This is a genomic window from Megasphaera jansseni, from assembly GCF_047974155.1.
In the GTDB taxonomy this organism is placed as follows: domain Bacteria; phylum Bacillota; class Negativicutes; order Veillonellales; family Megasphaeraceae; genus Megasphaera.
In genome coordinates this window covers 85,349-107,939 of sequence record NZ_JBHYRR010000004.1, presented here as the reverse complement: position 1 = coordinate 107,939, position 22,591 = coordinate 85,349, and the positions used below count along the sequence as shown (strand labels likewise).

The window sequence follows — 22,591 nt, the reverse complement described above, 5'->3', positions numbered from 1 at the left end:
AGTTGTGCTACTAGCTGTCCCAGCTCTTGTGGGGAAAGCGGTAAACTAATGTCTTTCTAGCTGGCATCAGTCTCCCGTCTTGGGAGATGGAGGATAAACCTGTTAAAATTTGTCTTGACAGGCAGGGCGTTTGTGTTTATAATAAACGTAATTTTACAGAAGGCGATGAAGGAGAAGCAAATTACGGGTCCTTTCAGAGAGCTGCCGGGCGGTGCGAGGCAGCAGGGCTGTAAGGCGTTCCGCTCTGGAGCTGCAAATGATGAATTTGACGGGTACGCCCGATATAGCGGTACAAGTTGGCCGAAAGGCAAGTTGGGTGGCAACGCGGGAATATCGACTCTCGTCCCTTTGATGGGACGGGAGTTTTTTTATTGGTATGGCAGAAGACTTTCCCTGCGGTCTTCGTGCAGTAAGAGGTGGAAATATGAAGAGAGTGTACAATTTCAATGCAGGCCCATCGGCAATGCCTTTGGAAGTCCTCAAGGAAGTTCAGGATGAATTCCTCGATTTCAATCACACAGGAATGAGCATCGTCGAAATCAGTCATCGCAGTGCTGCCTATCAGGAAATGCAGGATGACACGGTGGCGATACTGAAGAAGCTCATGGCCGTTCCCGATGACTATCATATCGTCTTCATCCAGGGCGGCGGCAGCGTGCAGTTCGTCATGCATGCCGCGAATTTCCTCAAGAAACGCGGCGGTTATCTGAATACGGGGGTATGGTCCAATAAGGCCATGGAAGCCGCTTCTTTCTACGGGGAAACCTATGAAGTCGCTTCGAGCAAGGCCGATGGCTTTACGTACATCCCCAAGGCAGACAGCTTTGTCGTCAAGCCCGATACGGACTATATTTACATGACATCGAACAACACTATCCATGGGACGGAATGGCACGATTTCCCGTCTTTCGACGTTCCCTTGTTCTGTGATATGTCCAGCGATTTCCTCAGCCGCCCGGTGGATGTAAAGAATTTCGATTTCATCTATGCCGGCGTCCAGAAGAATGTCGGTCCGGCCGGCGTCGTCGTAGCCATCATCAAGGACGACCTGCTGAAGAAGGTCTGCCGCGACTTACCGCTCATGCTGCAGTATAAGACCTATGTCGACCACGATTCGACGTACAATACGCCGCCGGTCTTCAATATTTATTTCGTCAATAAAGTCGCTCACTGGCTCGATGATAACGGCGGACTGGCTGCCATGCTTGAACGGAATAAGAAAAAGGCCGCTATCGTCTATGGCGTCATCGACGACAGCAACGGCTTCTACCGCGGCCATGCCCGCGTGGATTCGCGCAGCCTCATGAATGTCACCTTCAACCTGCCGACGAAGGAACTGGAAGCCCAGTTCGTCGCCGAAGCGGCTGATCACGACCTCATCGGCGTCAAGGGCCATCGTTCCATCGGCGGCTGCCGGGCATCGATTTACAATGCCGTCACCGAAGAAGGCTGCCAGGCTCTGGCCGATTTCATGAAAGCGTTCCAGAAAAAACATTAAGGTATCATATAGGGGGAGAAAACAATGAAGATTTTAGTCAGCGATGACGTATCGATGAAAGGCGTAGATCTCTTACGCGAAAATGGATATGAAGTAGATGTCAAGAAGAACCTCGATGAACAGGGCCTCATCGACTGCATCGGTGAATACGACGGCCTCATTACCCGCTCCATGACCCACGTCACGGAAAAGGTCATCGAAGCGGCTACGAATTTGAAGGTCATCGGCCGCGCCGGTGTCGGCGTCGACAGCATCGACTTGAAGAGTGCGACAGCACGGGGCATCGTCGTCGTCAATACGCCGACGTCCAACACGCTGGCCGCAACAGAACATACCTGTGCCATGATCATGGCCATTACCCGCCACATCCCGCAGGCCCACAATTCCCTCATGGCTGGCAACTGGGACCGCAAGACTTTTACGGGTATCCAGCTCCAGAACAAGACTATCGGCATCATCGGCGTCGGCCGCATCGGTTCGCGCATTGCCAAACGCATGCAGGCTATGGAAATGAAGACCATCGGCTATGACCCGTACATCCCGGAAGAACGGTTCAAACAGCTCGGCGTCGAACAAGTCGATCTGGATACGCTCCTCAAGCGGTCGGACTACATTACCATGCATACGCCGCTGACCAAGGAAACGCGGGGCCTCATCGGTAAGGAAGAAATCGCTAAGATGAAAGACGGCGTCCGGGTCATCAACGTATCCCGCGGGGCTGTCCTCGATATTTATGCCTTGGCGGAAGCCCTCAAGAGCGGTCACGTCGCCGGCGCTGCTATCGACGTCTTCCCGACGGAACCGCTGACCAAGGATATCAATCCGTTCCTGGGCATGGATAATGTCGTTATCACGCCGCACCTCGGTGCTTCGACGGTTGAAGCTCAGATCGGTGTTTCCGTCGACGTCGCCGAAGGCGTCATGGAAGCCTTGAAAGGGGAACCGGTCGCTACGGCTGTCAACATGGCTCCGGTACCGCCTAATGTCTACAACGTCATTCATCCTTATTTCGACCTCATGGAACGCATGGGTAACTTGGCCGTTTACTTGGCTGATGCACCGATGAAGGAAATCGAAGTCGAATATACGGGCGAACTGGCCGATACGGAAACACGCCTGCTGACGACGGCCGTCCTCAAAGGAGCCCTCAATCCGATCCTCCAGGAATCGGTCAACTACGTCAACGCCGCAGAAGTCGCCAAGACGCGCCACATTGCCATCAAAGAAATCAACAGCCAGTCCAATGGCTATTTCGTCAATTCCGTCACCGTCCGGGTCCGCACCAATAAGGGCGAACACGCCATCGTCGGCGTCTTGTTCAACGGGACGGAAGCCAAAATCGTCCAGATCGATGAATACCGCGTCGACTTCACGCCGGAAGGCTACCTGCTCCTGGTACCGCACGTCGACCAGCCGAACATGATTGGTCAGATTTCGACCATCCTCGGCCAGGCCCATATCAACATCATGGGAATGCAGGTCGGCCGCATGACCAAGTCGGGCAACAACATCATGGCTATCGCTGTCCAGGATGATATTCCCAACGACATCATGGTCAAGCTCCGTTCGATCAACGGTATCCTCGATATGAAGCTCATTCATTGCGATATTCACTAACAGGGGGAACTTATGGTACGCATCATACTCATTCGCCACGGCGAAACACAATGGAATATTGAAGGCCGTTACCAGGGCCAGGAAGATACCCACCTGAGTGAACGGGGCCTCAAGCAGGGCCATATGGTCGCTGAAGGCTTGAAAGATACGCCTATCGACGTAGCCATTTCCAGCCCCCTCGAACGGTCGTACATGACTTGTTCTTTCTGTGCTGACCTCCACGGCCTGCCGGTCCTCAAGGATGACAGGCTCCTGGAAATCAATCACGGCGATTGGGAAGGGAAGCTGGCCGATGAAATTGAAGCCAAGTATCCTGAAGAATTCCACCGCTGGCATACACAGCCCCATACGGTGACCATGCCCGGCCAGGGGGGCGAATCCCTGGAAGACGTCCGCGTCCGCGCCCGGGCTGCCTTTGATGACTACGTCCAGCAGTACGATGGCAAGACCGTCCTCGTCGCCGCCCATGACGCCGTCAACAAAGCTATCATCTGCGATGTCCTGGGACTGGATATGAGCCATTTCTGGCAGATCAAGCAGGATAACACCTGCATCAATGTCCTGGAATGCCAGGACGGCGTATGGCGCCTGGTCCTGCTCAATTCTACGAATCATATGGGGTATTTGTTCAGCGGTATTGAACAAAAAGGCTTATAAGGCTATAATACGAGGGGTATTCAAGCATATTTACTGAGGAAGGAAGAAACTACCATGTTAGATACGAAATTCATCCGCGAACACGTGGAAGAAGTCAAAGAAAATATTAAGAACCGCCATGCCAAAGCCGACGTCGACGCTTTTGTCGCCTTGGATAACCAGCGCCGTGAAATTCTTCAGAAAGTCGAAGCCATGAAGAACGAACGCAACACCGTCACCAAGGAAATCAGCCAGCTCAAGCGCAACAAAGAAAACGCGGACGCCCAGATTGCGGCCATGAAGAAACTCGGCGACGACATCGACGTCCTCGATAAAGAAGTCAAGAAAGTCGAAGCTGACATGCGTGCCATCCAGCTCATGATCCCCAATATGTGCCACCCCTCGGTCCCCGTCGGCAACGACGACAGCGACAACCCGGAAGTCCGCAAATGGGGCGAACCGACGAAATTCGATTTCCAGCCCCTCAATCACTGGGACGTCGGTGAAAGATTGGGCATCCTCGATTCCGAACGGGCTGCTAAAGTAACCGGTGCCCGCTTCTACTATTATATCGGTGCCGGTGCCCGTCTGGAACGCGCCGTCTATAACTTCATGCTCGACCAGCATACGGAAAAAGACGGTTACACCGAAGTCATCCCGCCGTACATCGTCAACCGCGATTCCATGACCGGGACGGGCCAGCTGCCGAAATTCTATGAAGATATGTACAAGCTCAACGTCGAAGGTGAAGAAATGTACATGATCCCGACGGCCGAAGTTCCCTTGACCAACTACTACCGCGGTGAAATCATCGACGGCGCCAAGCTGCCGGTCTACTTTACGGCCATGACGCCGTGCTTCCGCGCCGAAGCCGGTTCGGCCGGCCGCGATACGCGGGGCCTCATCCGCCAGCATCAGTTCCACAAAGTCGAAATGGTCAAATACGTCGCTCCGGAAACGAGCTATGACGAACTCGACAAACTGACCAACAACGCCGAAGATATCCTCAAGGCTTTGGGACTGCCGTACCACGTCGTCTGCCTCTGCACGGGCGATATCGGTTTCTCGGCTGCCAAAACCTTCGACGTCGAAGTCTGGTTCCCGGCTCAGGGCAAATACCGCGAAATCTCGTCGTGCTCCAATACGGAAGATTTCCAGGCACGCCGGGCTAATATCCGCTTCCGCCGCACACCGAAATCGAAACCGGAATTCGTCCATACCTTGAATGGCTCCGGCCTGGCCGTCGGCCGTACCGTTGCCGCTATCCTGGAAAACTATCAGCAGGCTGACGGCTCCGTCGTCGTACCGGAAGTCCTCCGCCCGTACATGCATTGCGACGTAATCACGAAACAGTAGGGGACGCCTGGAAGGCGTCCCGCAGGCCGCCGGTCGCCGGTCGCAGGCCGCGTTCGTAGTGGCTTGTCGCACGAAGGTTTCTGCCATCATGTGATGCCCCGTTTACTTTATAGTTTGTAGCACAGAGTTTGTAGTTTGCAGAGAAAAGCTTTAAATTTAAACCCATCCGCTAACAACTAACAACTAGCCACTAACAACTTGAAAGGAGCTGTCGCGATGCGACAGCTCCGCTTGTTTCAGACCGTAGTTCGCAGTTCGCTGTAGGGGCGCCCACGTGGGGCGTCCGCCTGTGAATTTGAGCGGTTCAACCTCTCCGGCCTTTCAGGCCACCTCTCCTATGAGGAGAGGCAAGGTCTGTGACGAACGAGAAAACTTTAAATTTAAATCCATCTGCTAACAACTAATTGCTAGCCACTACCCACGAAAAAACTCCTGCCGCGAGGCAGGAGTTTTTTCACTCTGTCTAGAAGTAATACTATATATGTGTTTCGATTATTTTTAAACAGGAGGTTCACTATGGATCGCGTATTGACCTTGGAATTTGTCCGCGTTACGGAAGCAGCTGCCGTCAAGGCCGGCCGCCTTATGGGGAAGGGCGACAAGATGGGCGCCGACCAGCTGGCTGTCGACGGTATGCACTCGATTTTATCGACAGTACCTATTGATGGGACCGTCGTCATCGGCGAAGGCGAAATGGACGAAGCGCCGATGCTCTATATCGGTGAAAAAGTCGGCGCCGGCGGCACGGAAGTCGATATTGCCGTCGACCCGCTGGAAGGGACGAACTTGACGGCGAAAGGCCAGGATGGGTCCATTGCCGTCATGGCCATCGCCCGCAAGGGGAACCTTCTCCATGCGCCGGACATGTACATGGAAAAACTCTGCGTCGGCCCGCGGGCTAAAGGGCGCATCGACCTGACCCAGCCGGTACAGGAAAACCTGCGCCGCATCGCTGAAGGCCTGGAACGTGGCATCGACGACTTGACCGTCGTCATCCTCGACAGGCCGCGCCATCAGGAAATCATCGATGAATGCCGCAGTGCCGGTGCCCGCATCAAGCTCATCACGGACGGTGATGTCTCGCCGGCTGTCGACGCCGGCATCGAAGGGTCCGGCGTCCACGTCCTCATGGGCATCGGCGGCGCTCCGGAGGGCGTCCTGGCCGCAGCGGCCCTGAAATGCCTGGGCGGCGATATGCAGGCCCGTCTCATCCCCTATACGGAAGAAGAACGGAAGCGCTGCTGGGAAATGGGCATCGATGACATCAACCGCGTCATGACCCTCGACGACCTGGTCCAAGGCGACGACTGCATCTTCTCGGCGACGGCCATTACTGATACGCCTATGATGCGCGGCGTCCAATACTTCGGTGGCGGCGCCCGCACGATGTCCGTCGTCATGCGTTACAAGAGCGGCACGATCCGCTTCATCGACACGTTCCACCGCTTCGACAAGAAAGCGAAATGGAGCATTCATTTGTAAAAGCCGCCGTTCGCAGTTCGCAGTCCGTAGGGGCCGTCCCAGAGGGCGGCCCGCAGCAGGCCGCTGTTAGCGGTCAGCAGCTAGCGGTCAGCGTCCCGCTTGTAGGTTGAAGAAAAATTTCCGAGGGATTACGTCTGTAGGGGCTTGCACGTGGCAAGCCCGCTCCAGAATATGAGTGATTTTCCAGATTGGGGAGACGTCATCAAATATCCAGCGGGTCGCCCACGTGGCGCCCCCTACAACTTAAAAAGGGCTTGTCGCACGGCGACAAGCCCTTTTTTTTTTCCCCCTTTTATGGTACAATGACTTGATAGTAATTATATGCTCATAATGGCACCTTAGGCGCCATTGCCTTTGGGCCATTTAGAATAAACTACTCGAATAGTATTAGGAGGCACCAGAATTGGAGAAACTTGTTATTCATGGTGGAAAGCCCTTACAGGGTACGGTTCGCGTCAGCGGGGCTAAAAATGCCGTGCTGCCTATCATTGTCGCATCTATGTTGGGAACGACGCAGAGTACATTGACAGAGATCCCGAAATTAGCCGACGTACATACCGTCTGTGACGTCATCGCGTCCCTCGGCGTTCATATAGAACATCCTGAAAGAGATACACTGGTCATCGATGCCCATGAGCTGACATCGACGACGGCTCCGTATGATTTAGTACGCCGTATGCGTGCATCTTTTTTGGTTATGGGGCCTTTACTGGCCCGCAAGGGAAGAGCTCAGATTTCTCTGCCCGGCGGCTGCTCTATCGGTGCCCGTCCTATCGACCTGCACCTCAAGGCTTTTGAAGCCATGGGAGCCGTCATCAACCTGGAAAACGGGGACATCGAAGCGACGGCGCCGAATGGCCTCAAAGGGGCACAGATCTACCTCGATTTCCCCAGCGTCGGCGCTACGGAAAATATCCTCATGGCAGCATCCATGGCCGACGGCAAGACGGTCCTGGAAAATGCCGCTGAAGAACCGGAAATCGTCGATCTGGCAACGTACCTCAACAGTATGGGGGCCAACATCCGCGGTGCCGGCACCAACGTCATCCGCATCGAAGGCGTCAAGGAACTGCATGGTGCTAACCACGCCGTCATCCCGGACCGCATCGAAGCAGGCACTTTCATGGTCGGCGCAGCCATGACCCAGGGCAATGTCTTCGTAGAGAATGCCATTTCGGAACACTTGAAGCCCCTCATTTCCAAACTGAAGGAAGTCGGCGCTGAAGTCCAGGAAGAAATCGACGGCATCCGCGTCATCGGTCACGAACCGCTTCGCCCGGCCGACATCAAGACCCTGCCTTATCCTGGTTTCCCGACCGATATGCAGGCCCAGTTCATGGCCCTGACGACCATCTGCCAGGGAACGAGTGTCGTTACCGAAACGGTCTTTGAAAACCGCTTCATGCACGTCGACGAATTCAAGCGCATGGGTGCCAAAATCCGCATCGAAGGCCGCAGCGCTATCGTCGAAGGCGTACCCAAGCTCAAAGGCGCATCTGTCAACGCGACGGACCTGCGGGCTGGTGCTGCCTTAGTCCTGGCCGGCCTTGTCGCCGAAGGGGAAACGGAAGTCGGCTATTTATACCACATCGACCGCGGTTATGATAATCTCGTATTAAAATTACAAAGGCTAGGTGCAGACATTGTTCGCGTCAATATTGAGGAAGAAGAAAACTAAGAAAAGAGTACAGCCGAAACAGTCCCACTCGTTCTTTCTGGCCAACTGGTTCGGCAGCGATATAGCTATCGACTTGGGGACGGCCAATATCATCGTGTTCGTCAAGAACCGGGGCATCGTCGTCAATGAACCGGCCGTCATCGCCGTCGATACGATGGAAAACAAAGTCGTCGCCATCGGCCGCGAAGCCCAGGCCATGCTGGGGCGGACGCCGCGCAACATCCACGCCTACCACCCGCTGCGCAACGGCGTCATCGCCGACTACGACGCGACGGAATATATGCTGCGCTACTTCATCCGCAAGGCCATCGGCAAGGCCCTGATCTTTAAACCCCGCGTCGTCATCTGTGTCCCGTCGAGCGTCACCAACGTGGAACGACGGGCCGTCATCGAAGCGGCCATGCAGGCCGGCGCCCGCAAGACGACGGTCATGGAAGAACCGCTGGCCGCCGCTATCGGCGCCGGGCTGGATATTGCCACGTCCAATGGATCCATGGTCGTCGATATGGGCGGCGGGACGACGGACGTCGCCGTTCTCAGTCTGAGCGGCATCGTCATCAGCGAATCGCTGCGCATCGGCAGCAATACGTTTGACGAAGCGATTATCCGCTATCTAGACAAAATCAAACACGTCGCCATCGGCCAGCACACGGCAGAAGAACTGAAGATACTCATCGGCACGGCTATGGGTGACGGCCGGCGCATGACGGCTGACGTCCGCGGCCGCAGCACGGAAACGGGCCTGCCGACGTCGGTCGATATCGATTCGCAGGAAATCCGCCAGGCCCTGGACGAACCGATCCAGACCGTCCTCAAGACGATTGTTTCCATCCTGGAAAAGACGCCGCCTGAACTGGCTGCGGACATTGCCGACCATGGCATCGTCCTCACCGGCGGCGGCCTGCTCCTCGATAGTTTCGACCGCCTCATTTCCCAGACGACGGGCATGGCAGCGTATCTCTGCGATGAGCCGCTGTTATGCGTTGCCAACGGAGCCGGCAAGGCTTTGCGGGAAATGGACCGCTTAAAAGATAGTTTTGATGATTTATAGAGTGCTCCGCACAGGCGGAGCTGAAAAGGAGGGAGCCGTCATGAAAAAGTTTCGCAGACTCGCCGTATTAGCTGGATTAGCAGGTCTGATGGCTATGCCGGCTGCAGCTGCTGACGTATCGTACACGACGGTACTGAGCGGCAGCGTCGTCAGCGTAGCCCCTGTCGGTGCAGCCGTCAAAGAGGGAGATGTCCTGCTTACGGTGAATTCCCTGGCCGGTCCGATGCCGGCTGCCCGTTCTGACAAGGAAGGCGTCGTCAAGACCGTCCTCGTCCAGCCGGGATCACAAGTGCAGCAAGGCGCCGTTGTCGTCGTGGTGGAAACGAAATGAGATACACCATGATGCAGAAAGTCTCCGCCTTGCGGCGTACGTTGGGCCGGGTCTGTCTGACCGCGGCCCTTTCCTGTATCTTGGCCCTTTCGGCACAGGCACAGGAATTCATGAATATCAGTGAAGTCCAGCCGGGGATGACGGGCTATGCCAAGACCGTCGTCCACGGTACGACAATCGATACCTTCCCCGTCGAAATCTTAGGGGTCATGAAGAACAGCGGCCCGTCAGGGGACTTGGTCCTGGCCAAGTTCTCTGGGCCCCTCATTGAAGAAACGGGCGGCATTGCCCAGGGCATGAGCGGCAGCCCGGTCTATATCAATGGCAAGCTGCTCGGTGCCGTCGCCTATGGCTGGTCCTTTACCAACTCCCGCGTCGGCATGATTACGCCTATCAACGATATGCTCAAACTCTGGAATGTGCCGACAAAGGAAGAAATCCGGCCTTTCAATGCCCGTGAATCGTCACTCATCCCCATTGCAACGCCGCTCATGACGTCGGGCTTCGACAGCCTGTCGACGGCGTGGATGCAGAGTAAATTGCCGGGCTATAACTTCATGCCTGTCGATACGGCATCGGCCAGCAGCGACAGCACGGCCCTGCCCCTGGAACCGGGCAGCAGCGTCGCCGCTGCCTTCGTCAATGGCGATATGAAGATGGGGGCCATCGGGACGGTCACGTATGTCGACAACGACCACATCGTCGCCTTCGGCCATCCCTTCCTGAAAAAGGGCAGCATCAACTACTTCATGCACAATGCCTATATCTTCACGGTCGTCAATAACCTGTCCAGTTCCTTCAAGCTGGGATCCATCGGCGCCGAAGTCGGCAAGATTACCCAGGACCGCGGCGCCGGTATCGGCGGCCAGTACGGTTATCTGGCACCGGGAATCCCGGTCATCATCAAAGCCCGGGATACGGATACCGATACGGCCATGACCAAGCGCGTCAAAATCATTGAAGATAATGAACTGACGCCGGTCCTGGCGGCGACGACAGTGTACAACACGGTCAATAAGACCATCGACCGCACTGGCGGCGGTACGGCGACCTTATCGTATACCATCCGTTCGTCCAATGGCCGCGATAAGGATATTACCCGGCATAATATGTATTACTCCGAAGATAACATCAATGAAAAGAGTATCGACGAGCTCTACAATGTCCTGGACATCCTCAAGCACAATGAGTTCATCGATTATCCCATCCTGGACATCAACATGTCCGTCGATGTCACTCAGGCCCGCAAATCGGCGACCATCGTCGATGCGTCGGCAGCGCCTGTCGTCGTCAGCCCAGGCGATAATGTCTATTTCAAGGTCAAGCTCCACCCGTACCGCGGCGTCGATGAAGTGAAGACCATGAGCTTCACCGTCCCCAAGAATCAGCCTTTGGGCGATATGGTCCTGGAAGTACGCGGCGGCGGCGTCATCCCACTGCCGTACCTCATTGAAAAGCAGCGCTACAACTTGACGGACGAAATCGTCCAGCGCCTTCGCCATTATAAGGATTTCAATGAACTGAAGAAGGAAATCGAAAAAGAAGATGCCAACAATGACTTGGTCATCGAAATCCTCAGCCAGGGCGTCAGCATGATCAACGAAAGCGGTACGAAAGTGAATAAAGAAAAGATCCGCGGCAAAGAACCGGGAACCAGCGCCAAGGATGTCATCAAACCGGGCAAGCACAACATCGGCGATGAAAATCCGAACGACGCCAAATCGTCCATTCCTACGCCGTACATCGTCAAGGGCGACGGCCAGATTACCATCAAAGTCGTCACGCCGGAAAAACGCGATGCTTATTTAGCCAAGAACCACAACATCAACGAAGCGAAAGCCGTCATCGGTGATGAAACCGACGGGTCCTCGCAGGATGATGAACTGGTCAAGGCCGATAAGGGCAGCGATGACAACAAGGATACGTCCAAAAAAGACGACAAAAGAAGCGACAAGAAACCCGATAAAGACCAGGATAAGAAAATGGCCGACCCCATCCGCACCGTCGACCTGGATATGTTCCATTAGGCCGCCGGTCGCAGGCCGCAGGTCGCAGTCAGCCGTCAGCAGCTAGCCGCTAACCACGAGCCACTAGCCACTAACCACTAACCACTAACCACTAGCCACGAGCCACTAAACAGGCGCTGTCTTCATATGACAGCGCCTTTTCCCTTGCCATTTTTCGCATAAAATGCTATTATTTTAGCTATGGAAAACTCAAATCTAAATTTTAGTTTTCCCTCTTTTGTTTCTCACAATTTAGGCACAATTGAATACAGGTGTTTTACATCCATTTTTAATATGGTATAGTAAAGTAGTATAATACTTAGAGAAAGGACGGTCTTTCATGCAGGAAATCCTGGAAGGCATCGGTAAATTTACGCTCCATGTCTTTGAACAAGTCGGCGTCATTGCCATCCTCTTTGGTCAGACCTTGCGTCAGCTGCCGAAGATTCAACGCCGCCTGACCATTGCCCAGATGGCGCATCTCGGCGTCAATTCCCTGCCTATCGTCAGCCTGACCCTGCTCTTTGCCGGTATGGTCATGACCTTGCAGATCGTCGACATTCTCTTGCGCTATGGCGCTCAATCGACGCTGGGCGGCGTCATGTCTGTTGCCATGGGCCGCGAATTAGGCCCTATCCTGACAGGCGTTGTCATGGCAGGCCGCGTCGGTGCGGCCATGACGGCTGAAATCGGGACCATGAAGGTCACGGAACAGATCGATGCCTTGCGCTGTATGGCAGTCAATCCCATTGCCTATCTGGTCGTGCCGCGCTTTGTAGCCTGCGTCGTCATGGTACCTATCCTGGCCTTTTATGGCTACGTCATCGGGACGGCCGGCGGCTACGGCGTCGCGACGTTGGGTGCCGGGCTTACGCATTTTACGTATATTAATTCCATTGAGCTCTTTACCGAAGTCAGCGACGTCGTCTACGGGCTGATCAAGGCCATGTTCTTTGGCGGTATCATCGCCCTCGTCGCCTGCAATGAAGGCATGCATGCCCGGAGCGGGGCCGAAGGCGTCGGTCAGGCTACGACGAAGTCCGTCGTCACGTCGATTATTTTTATTTTTATCTGCAATTATATCTTATCGGTTCTGTTGTATTGAGGAGTATCATGATCCGTCTTCGCGATGTGACCGTCGCCTATGGCGACCGGGTCATACTAGACAACATCAATTTAGACATCCATCAAGGCGAAACGCTGGCCATCCTCGGTGCCAGCGGTTCAGGCAAGAGTACCATCCTGCGCCTGATCATCGGCTTGCAGAAGCCGACGAAAGGTCAGATTTTCTTTCACGATGAAGACATTACCGCCTTCGATGAAGAACAGCTGACAGCCGTGCGCCGTCACATGGGCATGGTCTTCCAATATTCAGCCCTCTTCGATTCCATGACCGTCGGCGAGAACGTCGCTTTTGGCCTGCGCCAGCATACGAAAGACGATGAGGCGACGATTCAGCGCATCGTAAAAGAAAAGCTCCGTCTCGTCGGTCTGGAAGGCATTGAGGACATGATGCCCAATGATTTATCGGGCGGCATGAAGAAGCGCGTCAGCCTGGCCAGGGCCATCGCCCTGGACCCGCAGGTCATCCTCTACGATGAACCGACAGCTGGCCTGGACCCGCTGCGCTGTATGGATATCAACCGCCTGGTCGTCAGTATGCAGAAGCAGATCCATGCGACGTCGGTCATCGTCACCCATGACATGGATTCGGCCTTCTACGTCGCAGACCGCCTGGCTTATTTACAGGACGGGCGCTTCCGGCTCATTGCCGATAAAAAGACCTTTGCCCATACAGATGATGAGGAAGTGCAGCGCTTTATCCACGGCGGGCGCTTTCCAGAAGAAAGAGGGGATAGCCTATGAAGTGGAGTGCAGAAGCGAAGGTCGGTCTGGTCACCATCGTCGGCGTCCTCTTATTCACCTTTGTCGTCCTGACCTTGGCCCATGCCGAAATCTTCGGTAAGCCCGGCTTCGTCGTCCACACGGAATTCAAGGATGCCAATGGCTTGCAAAAAGGCAATTCCGTCCGCTATGTCGGCGTCCACGTCGGTAAAGTCGAAAGCGTGAAGCCGTCCCGCGATGGCGTCGATGTGGCCATGAAGCTGGAGAAGGGGACGGAAATCCCGCGCGATTCTAAAGTGACGATTACGACGGACGGTTTGCTTGGTGAAAAAATCATAGCCATTACACCAGGCAATGATAAGAATCATCTTCTGGCCGACGGCGATTATATCGATGGCAGCCAGAGCAAGAGCATGGACGATATGATGGACAGTGCCGGCAAGCTCATGGGCAGCGCCGACGACATGGTCAAGAATATCAATGCCATCATCGGCGACGAAAAGACCCAGGCGGCTATGCGCGGTTCCATCCAGAACATCGATGCCATTACGGGCAAGACGAGCCAGATGATGGATGCCAACGCCGGCAATATCCAGCAGATTACGGCCAATATGGCAGCCATGACGGCTCAGATGAACGCGTCCATGCAGAACCTCGACGGTGACGGCGCGGCTTCGGCCAACGTCCGGGCGACGGCGGCCAACATGAAGCAGATTACGGACCGCTTCGAGATCATTGCCCAGTCGATGGAAAAGATGACGACGGATCCGCAGACCCAGGCCAATATTCAGACGACGCTGAATAATACGGCCCAGATTACGACGAAAGTGAATAAGATACTCGGCGGCTCATCGGACATCAAGGTCCAGGGCGAAGCCGGACTCTTATATAATACGACGAAGAATGAGACCAGCGGCACTGTAAATTTTAAGGTGTACCGTGGCGACACGTTCGGCCTCGTCGGGGCAGAGAACATCGGCAACGGTACGAACCTCAACTTGCAGTACGGCCGCCGCGGCCGCCTGTTCGACACGCGGGCCGGCCTGATCAACGGCGACCTTGGTGCCGGCTTCGACTTCTTCCAGGACGGGCCTTTCCGCTTGTCCCTGGAAGGGTATGATCCCGATGACTGGCGCTTCCGTTTGAAAGCTCAGTACCGCCTGACGCCGGATCTCTATCTCTTCAGCCAGTTCACGCGGCCTATGAGTCGCAGTGACGGTGGCAATTATTATGGTATTAGTTACGCTTTTTAGCAGATTATAGAAATAAACGGGGGTACCCATGATGAACAACAAACTGTACAAGAAATTGGTCATCGCCATGATGATTACGACCATAAGCGCAGTCGCCGCTGCTTCGGCAGCGGATACGACGGCTTCTGTCCGTCCTGTCGACTTAGCGCAGGCCGATGCGATCCAGTCCCGCGCCAAAGCGGAACAGCAGGAAATCAAGGCGGAAAAGGCCCAGCAGAAGAAAGCGGCCAAGGCTGAAGCCAAGGCCAAGAAGGCGGCCGACGCCGTCCGTCCTGTAGACATTACGCCGGAACTGCGTGAAGAACTGGCCCAGAAGATTGCCGATGATTCGGCAAAATTGGCGGACAAAGCCGCTGCCAAACGGGCGAAGAACCAGGAAGTCGATCCAGTCATCGTCGTCGGCCATGTACCGACGAACGGCACGGTCGATTTGAACCTGCCTAAGACTGTTCAGATGGCCCTCGATTATAACCGGGATATCAAGAATTCCCAGTATGCCCTGAAGAAAGCGGAATACACGATTGATGAAGCGCGGGCTGGGAGAGCACCTGTCGTCGATTACACTTTCAATACACAGCGTTCTCGTGCGACCGATGCCAGCCTGGCTGCTTCCCGTGCCCAGGGCCGTAGTGCGAGTGCTATTTCTAATGCTTTTGGTAATGATTTATCCGTCACCATTCCTCTCTATACAGGCGGCAAAGTCGAAGGCAATATTGACGTCGCTAAATTAGGCAAGACCGATGCCCAGGAAGAAATCCTGCGCGTCGAACAGGCGACGAAATATTCTGCCATCGAAGGCTATTATGCCCTCCTGGCTTATCAGGAACTGCAGAGCGTCTACCATGAAGCCGTCGATAACCTCCAGGGTCACTTAGACAACGTCCAGGCTCAGTACAACGTCGGCACGAAGGCTAAAGTCGACGTCCTCTCGTCCGATGTCTCCCTGGCCAACGCCAAGACGACGGCTATTACATCGGATAACAACGTCGCCGTTGCCGAATCAAACTTGAACAACATCCTCGGCCTGCCCTTGGAAACGAAACTCAACCTGGCTGATCATCAGCTGCCTTTCGATACTTACAACATTTCCCTCCAGGAAGCGACGGACTATGCCATGAAGTATCGGCCGGAAGTCCTCCAGGCGGCTGTAGCTGTCCAGGAAGCGGAACGCAATATCGACATTGCCAATGCCGGCAATAAACCGACCGTAGCCATTACAGGCGGTAACAGCTGGGCCGACAACACCTTCCCTGGCATTGATGCTAATAAGCGCAGCTGGAATATCGGCGCTGGCGTCACGTACAACTTCTACGACGGCGGGGCTACGAAAGCCAAAGTCAACCAGGCTAAACAGGACCTCCTCGTCGCCCGTGAAACGGAACAGAAGACCCGCGAAGCCGTCCAGCTGGAAGTCAAGCAGGCTTACCTCAACATCCGCAGCGCGGCCCAGAAGGTCGAAGAAACCCAGACTGTCGTCGATCAGGCCCGTGAAAACTACCGTATCCAGAATATCCGTTACCAGGCCGGTGTCGGCATCAACCTGGACGTCCTCGATGCCCAGTTGAGCCTCAACGAAGCCCAGGTCAACCATATCCAGGCCCTGTACGATTACAACGTCGGCATTGCCAAACTGGAACAGGTCATGGGCGTCGATGTCGAATCGGGCGTCATCCATCCGTCTTTGACGGCGACGACCTATCGCGGTTAAATAATCTTTAAAGACGGCGTGGCAGGTTTTTAACAATTTTGCTGGGAATACTTGCCATTTGTCATCTATTTCTTGATTTTCTTCAATACCATAGGTAGAATAAAGAGAGAATTGTAACGTGCGATTCTCTCTTTTTTTATACGTGGAGTTCGATTATGAAGAAAAAATGGATGGCTGCCTGCGGCGTCACGGCTTTTTTCCTATCGGCAGGGATTGCCCTGTGGATGGAAAAACCGGCCCTGACCCAGATGGCAGGCCAGGCAATTACGACAACTGCAAACAGCAAATTGAACGGGACCTTGTCGTTTTCTTCACTGGATATATCCCTGAACGGCCAGCTGGTCATGGCCAAACCAGTCATTAAAGATACACAAGGGCGGGTCGTCATCGAAGGCGACGCCGTCCGCGTCTACGTCAATCCCGGCAAGATCATGACGGCCCTGAAGCAGGGGGAAATCCTGCAGGCCCTGGATACGGCCGATGTCGATGACCCTGTTCTGCATCTCTGGCAGAATGAAGATGATGGTACGTGGAACGTCGCATCGCTCATCAAGAAAAATCAAAGCACAACCGATGCCGGTTTCCGCGGGGCCATCAGCGTCCACAACGGGACCATCGACGCAACCTTGCCGGACAGCACGGTTGTCACGGGACAAGGCGTCAATGGCAGCGTATCCTTTGCCGATTATCCGTCGCTAGCCATCGATGCATCTATGACCGTCGATGGGCAAAAGGTGACGGCCCACGGCACGTATGCCTCGAACCGTCAATATGACTTTACACTCAGTGCGGACGCCATCAATGGGACTTATGCATCGTCATTCATCCCGGCGTCGGCCGATGTCGTCATCCGCAGCGGGACTGCAGAAAATGTCAAAGTCCGCGTTGCAGACAGCCATAACGGCTTTTTCCTGTCCGGCCAGGCCGATGTATCCGACGGCCACGTCACCGTCCAGGGCCTCGATGTAGACGGCCTGAAAGGCCATGCGGCCTTGACAAGCAAAGATATTACCTTGTCGGGCGTCGAAGGCCGCGTGAACGGCCAGGATTTCCGCGTCGGCGGGACCATCGTGACCAATGGGGACACGCCGGTGTTCAACCTGACAGTCGATGTCCCTGGCGCTGACGTGACAGCCTTTGCTGATTATCTGCCCGCTGGCGTCAGCGGGACGGCCGCTTTCAAAGGGAATGTCTGGGGGACGGTACAGGACGTGAACGTCCGCGGCACGGCGTCCCTGCACGATGTGACCTATAACGGCTATACCGTCGACGAAGCCCAGGCAGACTTGGTGTATAGCCAGAACCGGATCGATATCGATTCCCTGACGGCTCGGGCCTATGGCGCTTCCCTGACCGGGAAGGGCATCTATGATATCCAGAGCGGTGCCTATGAAGCCGATGCCGACGTAAACGACCTCGACCTTGCGGCCGTGCCCGGCATGCCCGTGGCTGTCATGGGCCATGTATCGGCCTCGCTCCATGCCGCTGGCAACAGTCAGGATAAGTCCATTATGGCGACGGGCCACGTGACGGCAGGGGACTTGTCTTATGACGGCCTGACTGTCGATACGGCAGGCGGCGACGTAACCTATGACGGCCGCGTCGTGACCTTGAGCAGCGCCCACGCGGACCTGGCAGGCGGCAGCATCGACGTCAGCGGTTCTTATGAAGTGGACAGCCAGACGCCGCATCTGACCTTTACCGGGCATGACCTGCCCCTCGATGCCGCTTCGCCTTTCGTATCCATTCCCCTGGATGGGACGGCCGATTTGTCCGGCCATGTCGACGGGCAGCAGTGGGATGTGGCTTTCAATGCCCGCAGCGGCCAGATCAAGGGCGTTCCTTTTGACAGTATCGACGGGACGGCCCGGGGACAGGGCAGCCGCATCGACATCCCGGCCCTCTACTGGCGCCGCGGCGATGGGACTCATACCCTGACCGGCCAGGCAGACCTGGATGCCCGGACGATACAGGCGTCGCTGACGACGTCGCATATGCGCATCGAACAGCTCCTGCCGGCTGTCGGCAAGGAAGACCTGCCGCTCACTGGCTGGGCCGATAATACGATTACCCTCAGCGGTAGCCTGGACAATCCGTCAGCTTCCGGCTCGTTCCGCCTGACCAGCGGCTCTTATGCAGGGTACCTCTATAAGAATGTCAGTGCCGATTACCGCCTGGACAATGGGACCATCTATCTCTCGAACGGGGATATTTCTTCTTACACGGCGTCCTTGGCCCTGTCCGGCTCTATCGGCGATACGCTCGATCTCGATTTGACCGGGAAGAACGTCGATATTTCCCGCCTGGTACCGCAAAATAAGACGCCGCGCAGCGGCTCCTTCGACGTCCAGGCCCATATCGGCGGCAGCCTGGACAACCCGACGGCGGCCGGTTCGCTGACAGCAGCCAATCTGGTCATCAACCACATGGCCTTGAACAACATCCACGGTGATTTTGCTTATTATGACGACATGCTGCGCCTGACGGACCTCCACTTCGCCCAGCTCGGCGGGACGTATGACGGCAATTTGTTATATAATACGAAATCATCGCTCCTGCGGGGTAAGGCGACGGTCGTCAATGGCGATATTGCCGGCCTCCTCAAGGTCGCAGCCCTGCCGGTGCAGGATATCGAGGGCAAACTGAATGGCCAGATCGATATCAACGGCACCGGTGACAATCCGACGGTCTCCATGAAGGGGACCATCAGTAACGGTTCTTTCGGCGGCCAGGCCGTCGAACCGGCTGACATCGACGTCCAGATGGAAAACGGCGTCGTCACCATCAACAAGATGGCCCTGAATATCGGCAGCGGCGTCCTGGCCGCCCAGGGGACGTATGCCCTGCATGGCCCGGTGAAATTATCCGTCGCCGCCAAGCAGTTCCCGGCCAAGGCCCTGACCGACGTCCTGGGGCAGAAAGACGTCGTCGTCGATGCACCTATCGATTTTGCCGCTGACTTGAGCGGTACTGGCGACGACCTTCAGGCCGATGTGTCGACCCAGCTGGGAAGCGGCACGGTCAATGGCGTTTCCTTTACCGGAGCCTATGCCCTGTTCAACATCCGCAACGGCCTCATCACGCTGCAGCAGGCCAGCGGCAGCCGCGATCCCTATAAGGTCAGCGCCCATGGCACTATTCCCGTCAGCGCTTTGTCCGGCGGCAAGACGGGCGAATCCATGGACCTCGCTGTCCAGTTGGACAATGCCGGCCTCGATGTCCTGACCTTCCTGACGCCTTACGTTACCGAAGCCGACGGGCCTATCCAGGGGGCTGTCAAAATCGGCGGGACGCTGGATGCACCGACGATTAGCGGCGACATTGCCGTCAAGAACGGTACCGTCAAATTCAAGGACACGGCCTATCCTCTGGCCAACATCAATGCCGACCTGGCCTTCAAGGGCCATTCAGCCGTCCTCAGCGGCAGCGGGACCATGGATAAGAAGGGGAAGAAGAATCCCGGCAGTATCAGCCTCGATGGCAAAGCCGCCTGGAGCGGCCGCAGCTTAGATTCCTATTCGCTGGCTGCTGATTTTTCCGGCCTCTATCTGAACTGCCCCTATTATGACGGCCCCATTACGGGCTATGTCAACGTCACGCCTGGCGACGGGCGGCCTAAGGTGAGCGGTCTCATGCAGGTCGACAATACGACTATCGACATTCCCCTGGCCCTGGCCAGCAGCAGTGAAGGCCCTGATTTAGACCTGGACTTCACGCTGACCCTGGGCAACAAGGTCCGCCTGTACAATCCGGCTCTGTATGACTTGCTGGTCAATGGGTCGGTCACTTTCCAGGGCAACCTCAATCATCCCCATCCGTCAGGCCGCTTTGAAGCGACGCGGGGGACCGTCCATTATCTGGATACCAATTTCCGCGTGACCAAGGCCAAGGCCGATTTCTCGCGGTATGATTCCTTCCTGCCCTATATCGACGCCGAAGGCTTCAGCCGCGTCGGCCAGTACAATGTCATGCTGACTCTGCGCGGCCAGGCGGACAATATGGACCTCATGCTCCGTTCCGACCCGCCCCTGACGAAACAGCAGATCGTGTCGCTCATCACCCTGCGCAACAGCGGCGGCCGGCCTCAGAGCTCTATCAGTGAAGACGACATGGACAGTCTCCTCGGTTCCGGTATCCGCATGACCCTGAACAGCCTGGGCATCACCCAGAGCCTGGAAAAGGCCTTGTCCCTGGATATGCTCACTGTCACTAACGGCTCGCTGAATCTCAATGATAAGAATACCGATGTCAGCCGCAACTATTACAACATTGAAATGGGCAAATACCTGTTCAATGACTTCATGGTCACAGCGGCCTTCGGCATCAACCACGGCGACGACCGCTTCGGCTTCATGTACGACCTGGGCAGCAAGTTCAGCGTCAACGCCTGGAAGTCTGACGACGATAGCTTCATGGGCGGCGTATATAAGTATTCGTTTTGATTCCGTATATGTGGTCATGCCGTTGCATCCGGCGATTGATTACAGGACGCCATACATACAGGAATAACGGGAAAGCAACATGTCCTGAAGCGGGCTTGCCACGTGCAAGCCCCTACAGCTGGGACACAGGCCCGTCTTGTATGTTGGGTACACCGTGGCTTCCTCGGTATACGTGTGGATACGCCATTGCCTTTGTAGGGGCGCCCACGTGGGGCGCTCGTCCCTATATATGTGTGAATTCCATTTGAATGAAAAGGTGGTGAAAAGGCCATGTTAGACGATTATCTGAAGGAACTACAGCATATCACCCTGCTCCAGGCCGATGAAGAACGGACCCTGTGGCAGGCCTATAAAGACGATGGGGATTTGGAGGCCCGCAGCCGCCTCATCGAGCAGTACCAGCCGCTGGTCTTCAAAGAAGCCATGCGCTGGCACATCCATCGCGACATCCTGTCCGACGCCCTGCAGGAAGGGACGCTGGGGCTCATCGAAGCGGTGGAGCGCTATGACTACCGCCGTGGCGTGGCCTTTCCACTCTTTGCCGTCCACCGCATCCGCGGGGCCATCCTGGATTATCTGAAGCGCGAAGGCGCCGTCAGTGCCGTATCCCTCGATGAACCGGATGAACGGGGCGTGACCTTGCAGGATACACTCTGTGACGAACGGCAGGATCCCGTCGAAGCCACGAGCCGCCAGCTCTTGCTGGAAAAGGTCGGCCGCGTCTTAAAAAGGCTGCCAGAAAAGGAACAGGCTGTCGTCGAAGGCGTCTACTTGAATGATGTCGAACAGAAGCACCTGGCCAAGAGCCTGGATGTCAGCCTGCCTTACGTCTATCGCCTGCAGAAACGGGGAATCCGCCGCGTGCGCGGCATGCTCAGCCGGTTCATCCATGAAAACCGGCACTAAAAAAATTTTTACATTTTCTTAAAATTGGCCCGTTTTTAGGTGAAAAGAATCGAAAAATGCTGTAAAATATAGATTATGGCATGTTTTTGCGTCCTTTTGCCGGTATAAAATCATATGGCCTTTCCCGATTTTATAAAAGTATTCGTTTATGCAGAAAGGAGAAGGCCGTATGAAACATTCCCAACGCGACACGGTTCACCGGGTCCGGGCCGTCCGGTCCTGGCTGGAAAAGGCCGAGGCATCGTTTGACGAAGAGTCCGATATCAAGGGCGAACTCAACCTGATGCTGGCCGAAGCGGAAATGAAGAATTTGCGCAAACACCATCCAGTCAGCAAAGGTTGGCTGCGGGCCGGAGCCCTGGTCACGGCCTTCTGCCTGGCTATGGGCGGCTGGTATGTCTTCCGCCTGCCAGGGCAGGAAGGACGATCGACTGCCGCAGAGGCCGCTGTCCATGAGACAGCCGCAGGGAATGAACCGGGCCAGCCCCCGGTAGATACGGCTGTGCCCGTGGCGGAGCCGGCCCCGGTAGAGAGCGTACAGCCTCCTGTCCAGGAAGGGCCAGCGCCAGTGGCGGAGAACATGGATCCGCCGGCAGCTCCTGCTGGGGACGAACCTGCTGTGCAGCCAGCCGCGACGGCTGCAGCAGCACCGGAGCCGGCCTCACCGGCTCCGGTGCTGACGGAAAGGAAGGCAGTCTTGTCGGACCGCCAGGTACAAGCTACTGTACAAGAAGCACGTCATACCTTGCGCGGTACAGGTATTACGAAATAGATAATGGAGG

At 55.7% G+C, this 22,591-nt stretch carries 16 protein-coding genes; all 16 read left to right on the top strand.

Annotated elements, in window-relative coordinates; translation table 11 throughout:
- Positions 1 to 424 precede the first annotated feature (424 nt).
- The 16 genes from serC (at position 425) to ACE418_RS02640 (ending at position 22,581) form a co-directional block, all read left to right on the top strand.
- The gene (gene serC / locus ACE418_RS02715) at positions 425 to 1,498 is read left to right on the top strand and encodes a 3-phosphoserine/phosphohydroxythreonine transaminase (RefSeq protein WP_416449152.1); all 1,074 of its coding nucleotides are present in this window, start codon (positions 425 to 427) and stop codon (positions 1,496 to 1,498) included.
- A 24-nt stretch (positions 1,499 to 1,522) separates the two neighbouring features.
- Positions 1,523 to 3,115 (top strand): phosphoglycerate dehydrogenase, encoded by a 1,593-nt coding sequence (serA, locus tag ACE418_RS02710; RefSeq protein WP_298585930.1) that lies wholly within the window; start codon positions 1,523 to 1,525, stop codon positions 3,113 to 3,115.
- Between the two features lie 12 nt (positions 3,116 to 3,127).
- Positions 3,128 to 3,772 carry a histidine phosphatase family protein gene (locus ACE418_RS02705; RefSeq protein ID WP_416449151.1) on the top strand — a complete coding sequence of 215 codons (645 nt, stop codon included), beginning with the start codon at positions 3,128 to 3,130 and terminating at the stop codon, positions 3,770 to 3,772.
- 54 nt (positions 3,773 to 3,826) lie between these two features.
- Positions 3,827 to 5,107, top strand: a complete 1,281-nt coding sequence (gene serS, locus ACE418_RS02700; protein ID WP_416449150.1) for a serine--tRNA ligase — start codon at positions 3,827 to 3,829, stop codon at positions 5,105 to 5,107.
- A 516-nt stretch (positions 5,108 to 5,623) separates the two neighbouring features.
- Positions 5,624 to 6,589, top strand: a complete 966-nt coding sequence (glpX, locus tag ACE418_RS02695; RefSeq protein ID WP_416449149.1) for a class II fructose-bisphosphatase — start codon at positions 5,624 to 5,626, stop codon at positions 6,587 to 6,589.
- A gap of 403 nt (positions 6,590 to 6,992) precedes the next feature.
- Positions 6,993 to 8,267 carry a UDP-N-acetylglucosamine 1-carboxyvinyltransferase gene (murA, locus tag ACE418_RS02690; protein ID WP_020309665.1) on the top strand — a complete coding sequence of 425 codons (1,275 nt, stop codon included), beginning with the start codon at positions 6,993 to 6,995 and terminating at the stop codon, positions 8,265 to 8,267.
- A complete protein-coding gene (gene mreB / locus ACE418_RS02685) occupies positions 8,248 to 9,318 on the top strand; it encodes a rod shape-determining protein (protein ID WP_416449147.1) in 1,071 nt (356 codons plus the stop codon). Before murA ends, mreB begins: the two co-directional genes overlap by 20 nt.
- Positions 9,319 to 9,358: 40 nt before the next feature.
- Positions 9,359 to 9,649, top strand: coding sequence for a hypothetical protein (locus ACE418_RS02680; protein ID WP_292296421.1), 291 nt, complete (start codon positions 9,359 to 9,361; stop codon positions 9,647 to 9,649).
- 11 nt (positions 9,650 to 9,660) lie between these two features.
- Entirely contained in the window at positions 9,661 to 11,676 is a 2,016-nt protein-coding gene (locus tag ACE418_RS02675; RefSeq protein ID WP_416449166.1) for a SpoIVB peptidase S55 domain-containing protein, read from the top strand.
- Positions 11,677 to 11,995: 319 nt separating this feature from the next.
- The gene (locus ACE418_RS02670; RefSeq protein WP_416449146.1) at positions 11,996 to 12,760 is read left to right on the top strand and encodes an MlaE family ABC transporter permease; all 765 of its coding nucleotides are present in this window, start codon (positions 11,996 to 11,998) and stop codon (positions 12,758 to 12,760) included.
- 8 nt (positions 12,761 to 12,768) lie between these two features.
- The gene (locus ACE418_RS02665) at positions 12,769 to 13,521 is read left to right on the top strand and encodes an ABC transporter ATP-binding protein (RefSeq protein ID WP_416449145.1); all 753 of its coding nucleotides are present in this window, start codon (positions 12,769 to 12,771) and stop codon (positions 13,519 to 13,521) included.
- Positions 13,518 to 14,753 (top strand): MlaD family protein, encoded by a 1,236-nt coding sequence (locus ACE418_RS02660; protein ID WP_416449144.1) that lies wholly within the window; start codon positions 13,518 to 13,520, stop codon positions 14,751 to 14,753. Before ACE418_RS02665 ends, ACE418_RS02660 begins: the two co-directional genes overlap by 4 nt.
- 28 nt (positions 14,754 to 14,781) lie before the next feature.
- Complete coding sequence (locus ACE418_RS02655) at positions 14,782 to 16,461, top strand: TolC family protein (RefSeq protein ID WP_416449143.1); 1,680 nt, start codon at positions 14,782 to 14,784, stop codon at positions 16,459 to 16,461.
- A 155-nt stretch (positions 16,462 to 16,616) separates the two neighbouring features.
- Positions 16,617 to 20,903 carry a translocation/assembly module TamB domain-containing protein gene (locus ACE418_RS02650; protein WP_416449141.1) on the top strand — a complete coding sequence of 1,429 codons (4,287 nt, stop codon included), beginning with the start codon at positions 16,617 to 16,619 and terminating at the stop codon, positions 20,901 to 20,903.
- Positions 20,904 to 21,173: 270 nt separating this feature from the next.
- Complete coding sequence (locus ACE418_RS02645; RefSeq protein WP_416449140.1) at positions 21,174 to 21,809, top strand: sigma-70 family RNA polymerase sigma factor; 636 nt, start codon at positions 21,174 to 21,176, stop codon at positions 21,807 to 21,809.
- Between the two features lie 169 nt (positions 21,810 to 21,978).
- Entirely contained in the window at positions 21,979 to 22,581 is a 603-nt protein-coding gene (locus ACE418_RS02640; RefSeq protein WP_416449139.1) for a hypothetical protein, read from the top strand.
- Positions 22,582 to 22,591: the final 10 nt, after the last annotated feature.

What these genes read in the sequence shown, in the direction of transcription:
- serC (WP_416449152.1), top strand. Translation starts at nt 425, where the DNA reads ATGAAGAGAGTGTACAATTTCAATGCAGGCCCATCGGCAATGCCTTTG.
- serA (WP_298585930.1), top strand. Translation starts at nt 1,523, where the DNA reads ATGAAGATTTTAGTCAGCGATGACGTATCGATGAAAGGCGTAGATCTC.
- ACE418_RS02705 (WP_416449151.1), top strand. Translation starts at nt 3,128, where the DNA reads ATGGTACGCATCATACTCATTCGCCACGGCGAAACACAATGGAATATT.
- serS (WP_416449150.1), top strand. Translation starts at nt 3,827, where the DNA reads ATGTTAGATACGAAATTCATCCGCGAACACGTGGAAGAAGTCAAAGAA.
- glpX (WP_416449149.1), top strand. Translation starts at nt 5,624, where the DNA reads ATGGATCGCGTATTGACCTTGGAATTTGTCCGCGTTACGGAAGCAGCT.
- ACE418_RS02680 (WP_292296421.1), top strand. Translation starts at nt 9,359, where the DNA reads ATGAAAAAGTTTCGCAGACTCGCCGTATTAGCTGGATTAGCAGGTCTG.
- ACE418_RS02675 (WP_416449166.1), top strand. Translation starts at nt 9,661, where the DNA reads ATGCAGAAAGTCTCCGCCTTGCGGCGTACGTTGGGCCGGGTCTGTCTG.
- ACE418_RS02670 (WP_416449146.1), top strand. Translation starts at nt 11,996, where the DNA reads ATGCAGGAAATCCTGGAAGGCATCGGTAAATTTACGCTCCATGTCTTT.
- ACE418_RS02665 (WP_416449145.1), top strand. Translation starts at nt 12,769, where the DNA reads ATGATCCGTCTTCGCGATGTGACCGTCGCCTATGGCGACCGGGTCATA.
- ACE418_RS02660 (WP_416449144.1), top strand. Translation starts at nt 13,518, where the DNA reads ATGAAGTGGAGTGCAGAAGCGAAGGTCGGTCTGGTCACCATCGTCGGC.
- ACE418_RS02655 (WP_416449143.1), top strand. Translation starts at nt 14,782, where the DNA reads ATGATGAACAACAAACTGTACAAGAAATTGGTCATCGCCATGATGATT.
- ACE418_RS02650 (WP_416449141.1), top strand. Translation starts at nt 16,617, where the DNA reads ATGAAGAAAAAATGGATGGCTGCCTGCGGCGTCACGGCTTTTTTCCTA.
- ACE418_RS02645 (WP_416449140.1), top strand. Translation starts at nt 21,174, where the DNA reads ATGTTAGACGATTATCTGAAGGAACTACAGCATATCACCCTGCTCCAG.
- ACE418_RS02640 (WP_416449139.1), top strand. Translation starts at nt 21,979, where the DNA reads ATGAAACATTCCCAACGCGACACGGTTCACCGGGTCCGGGCCGTCCGG.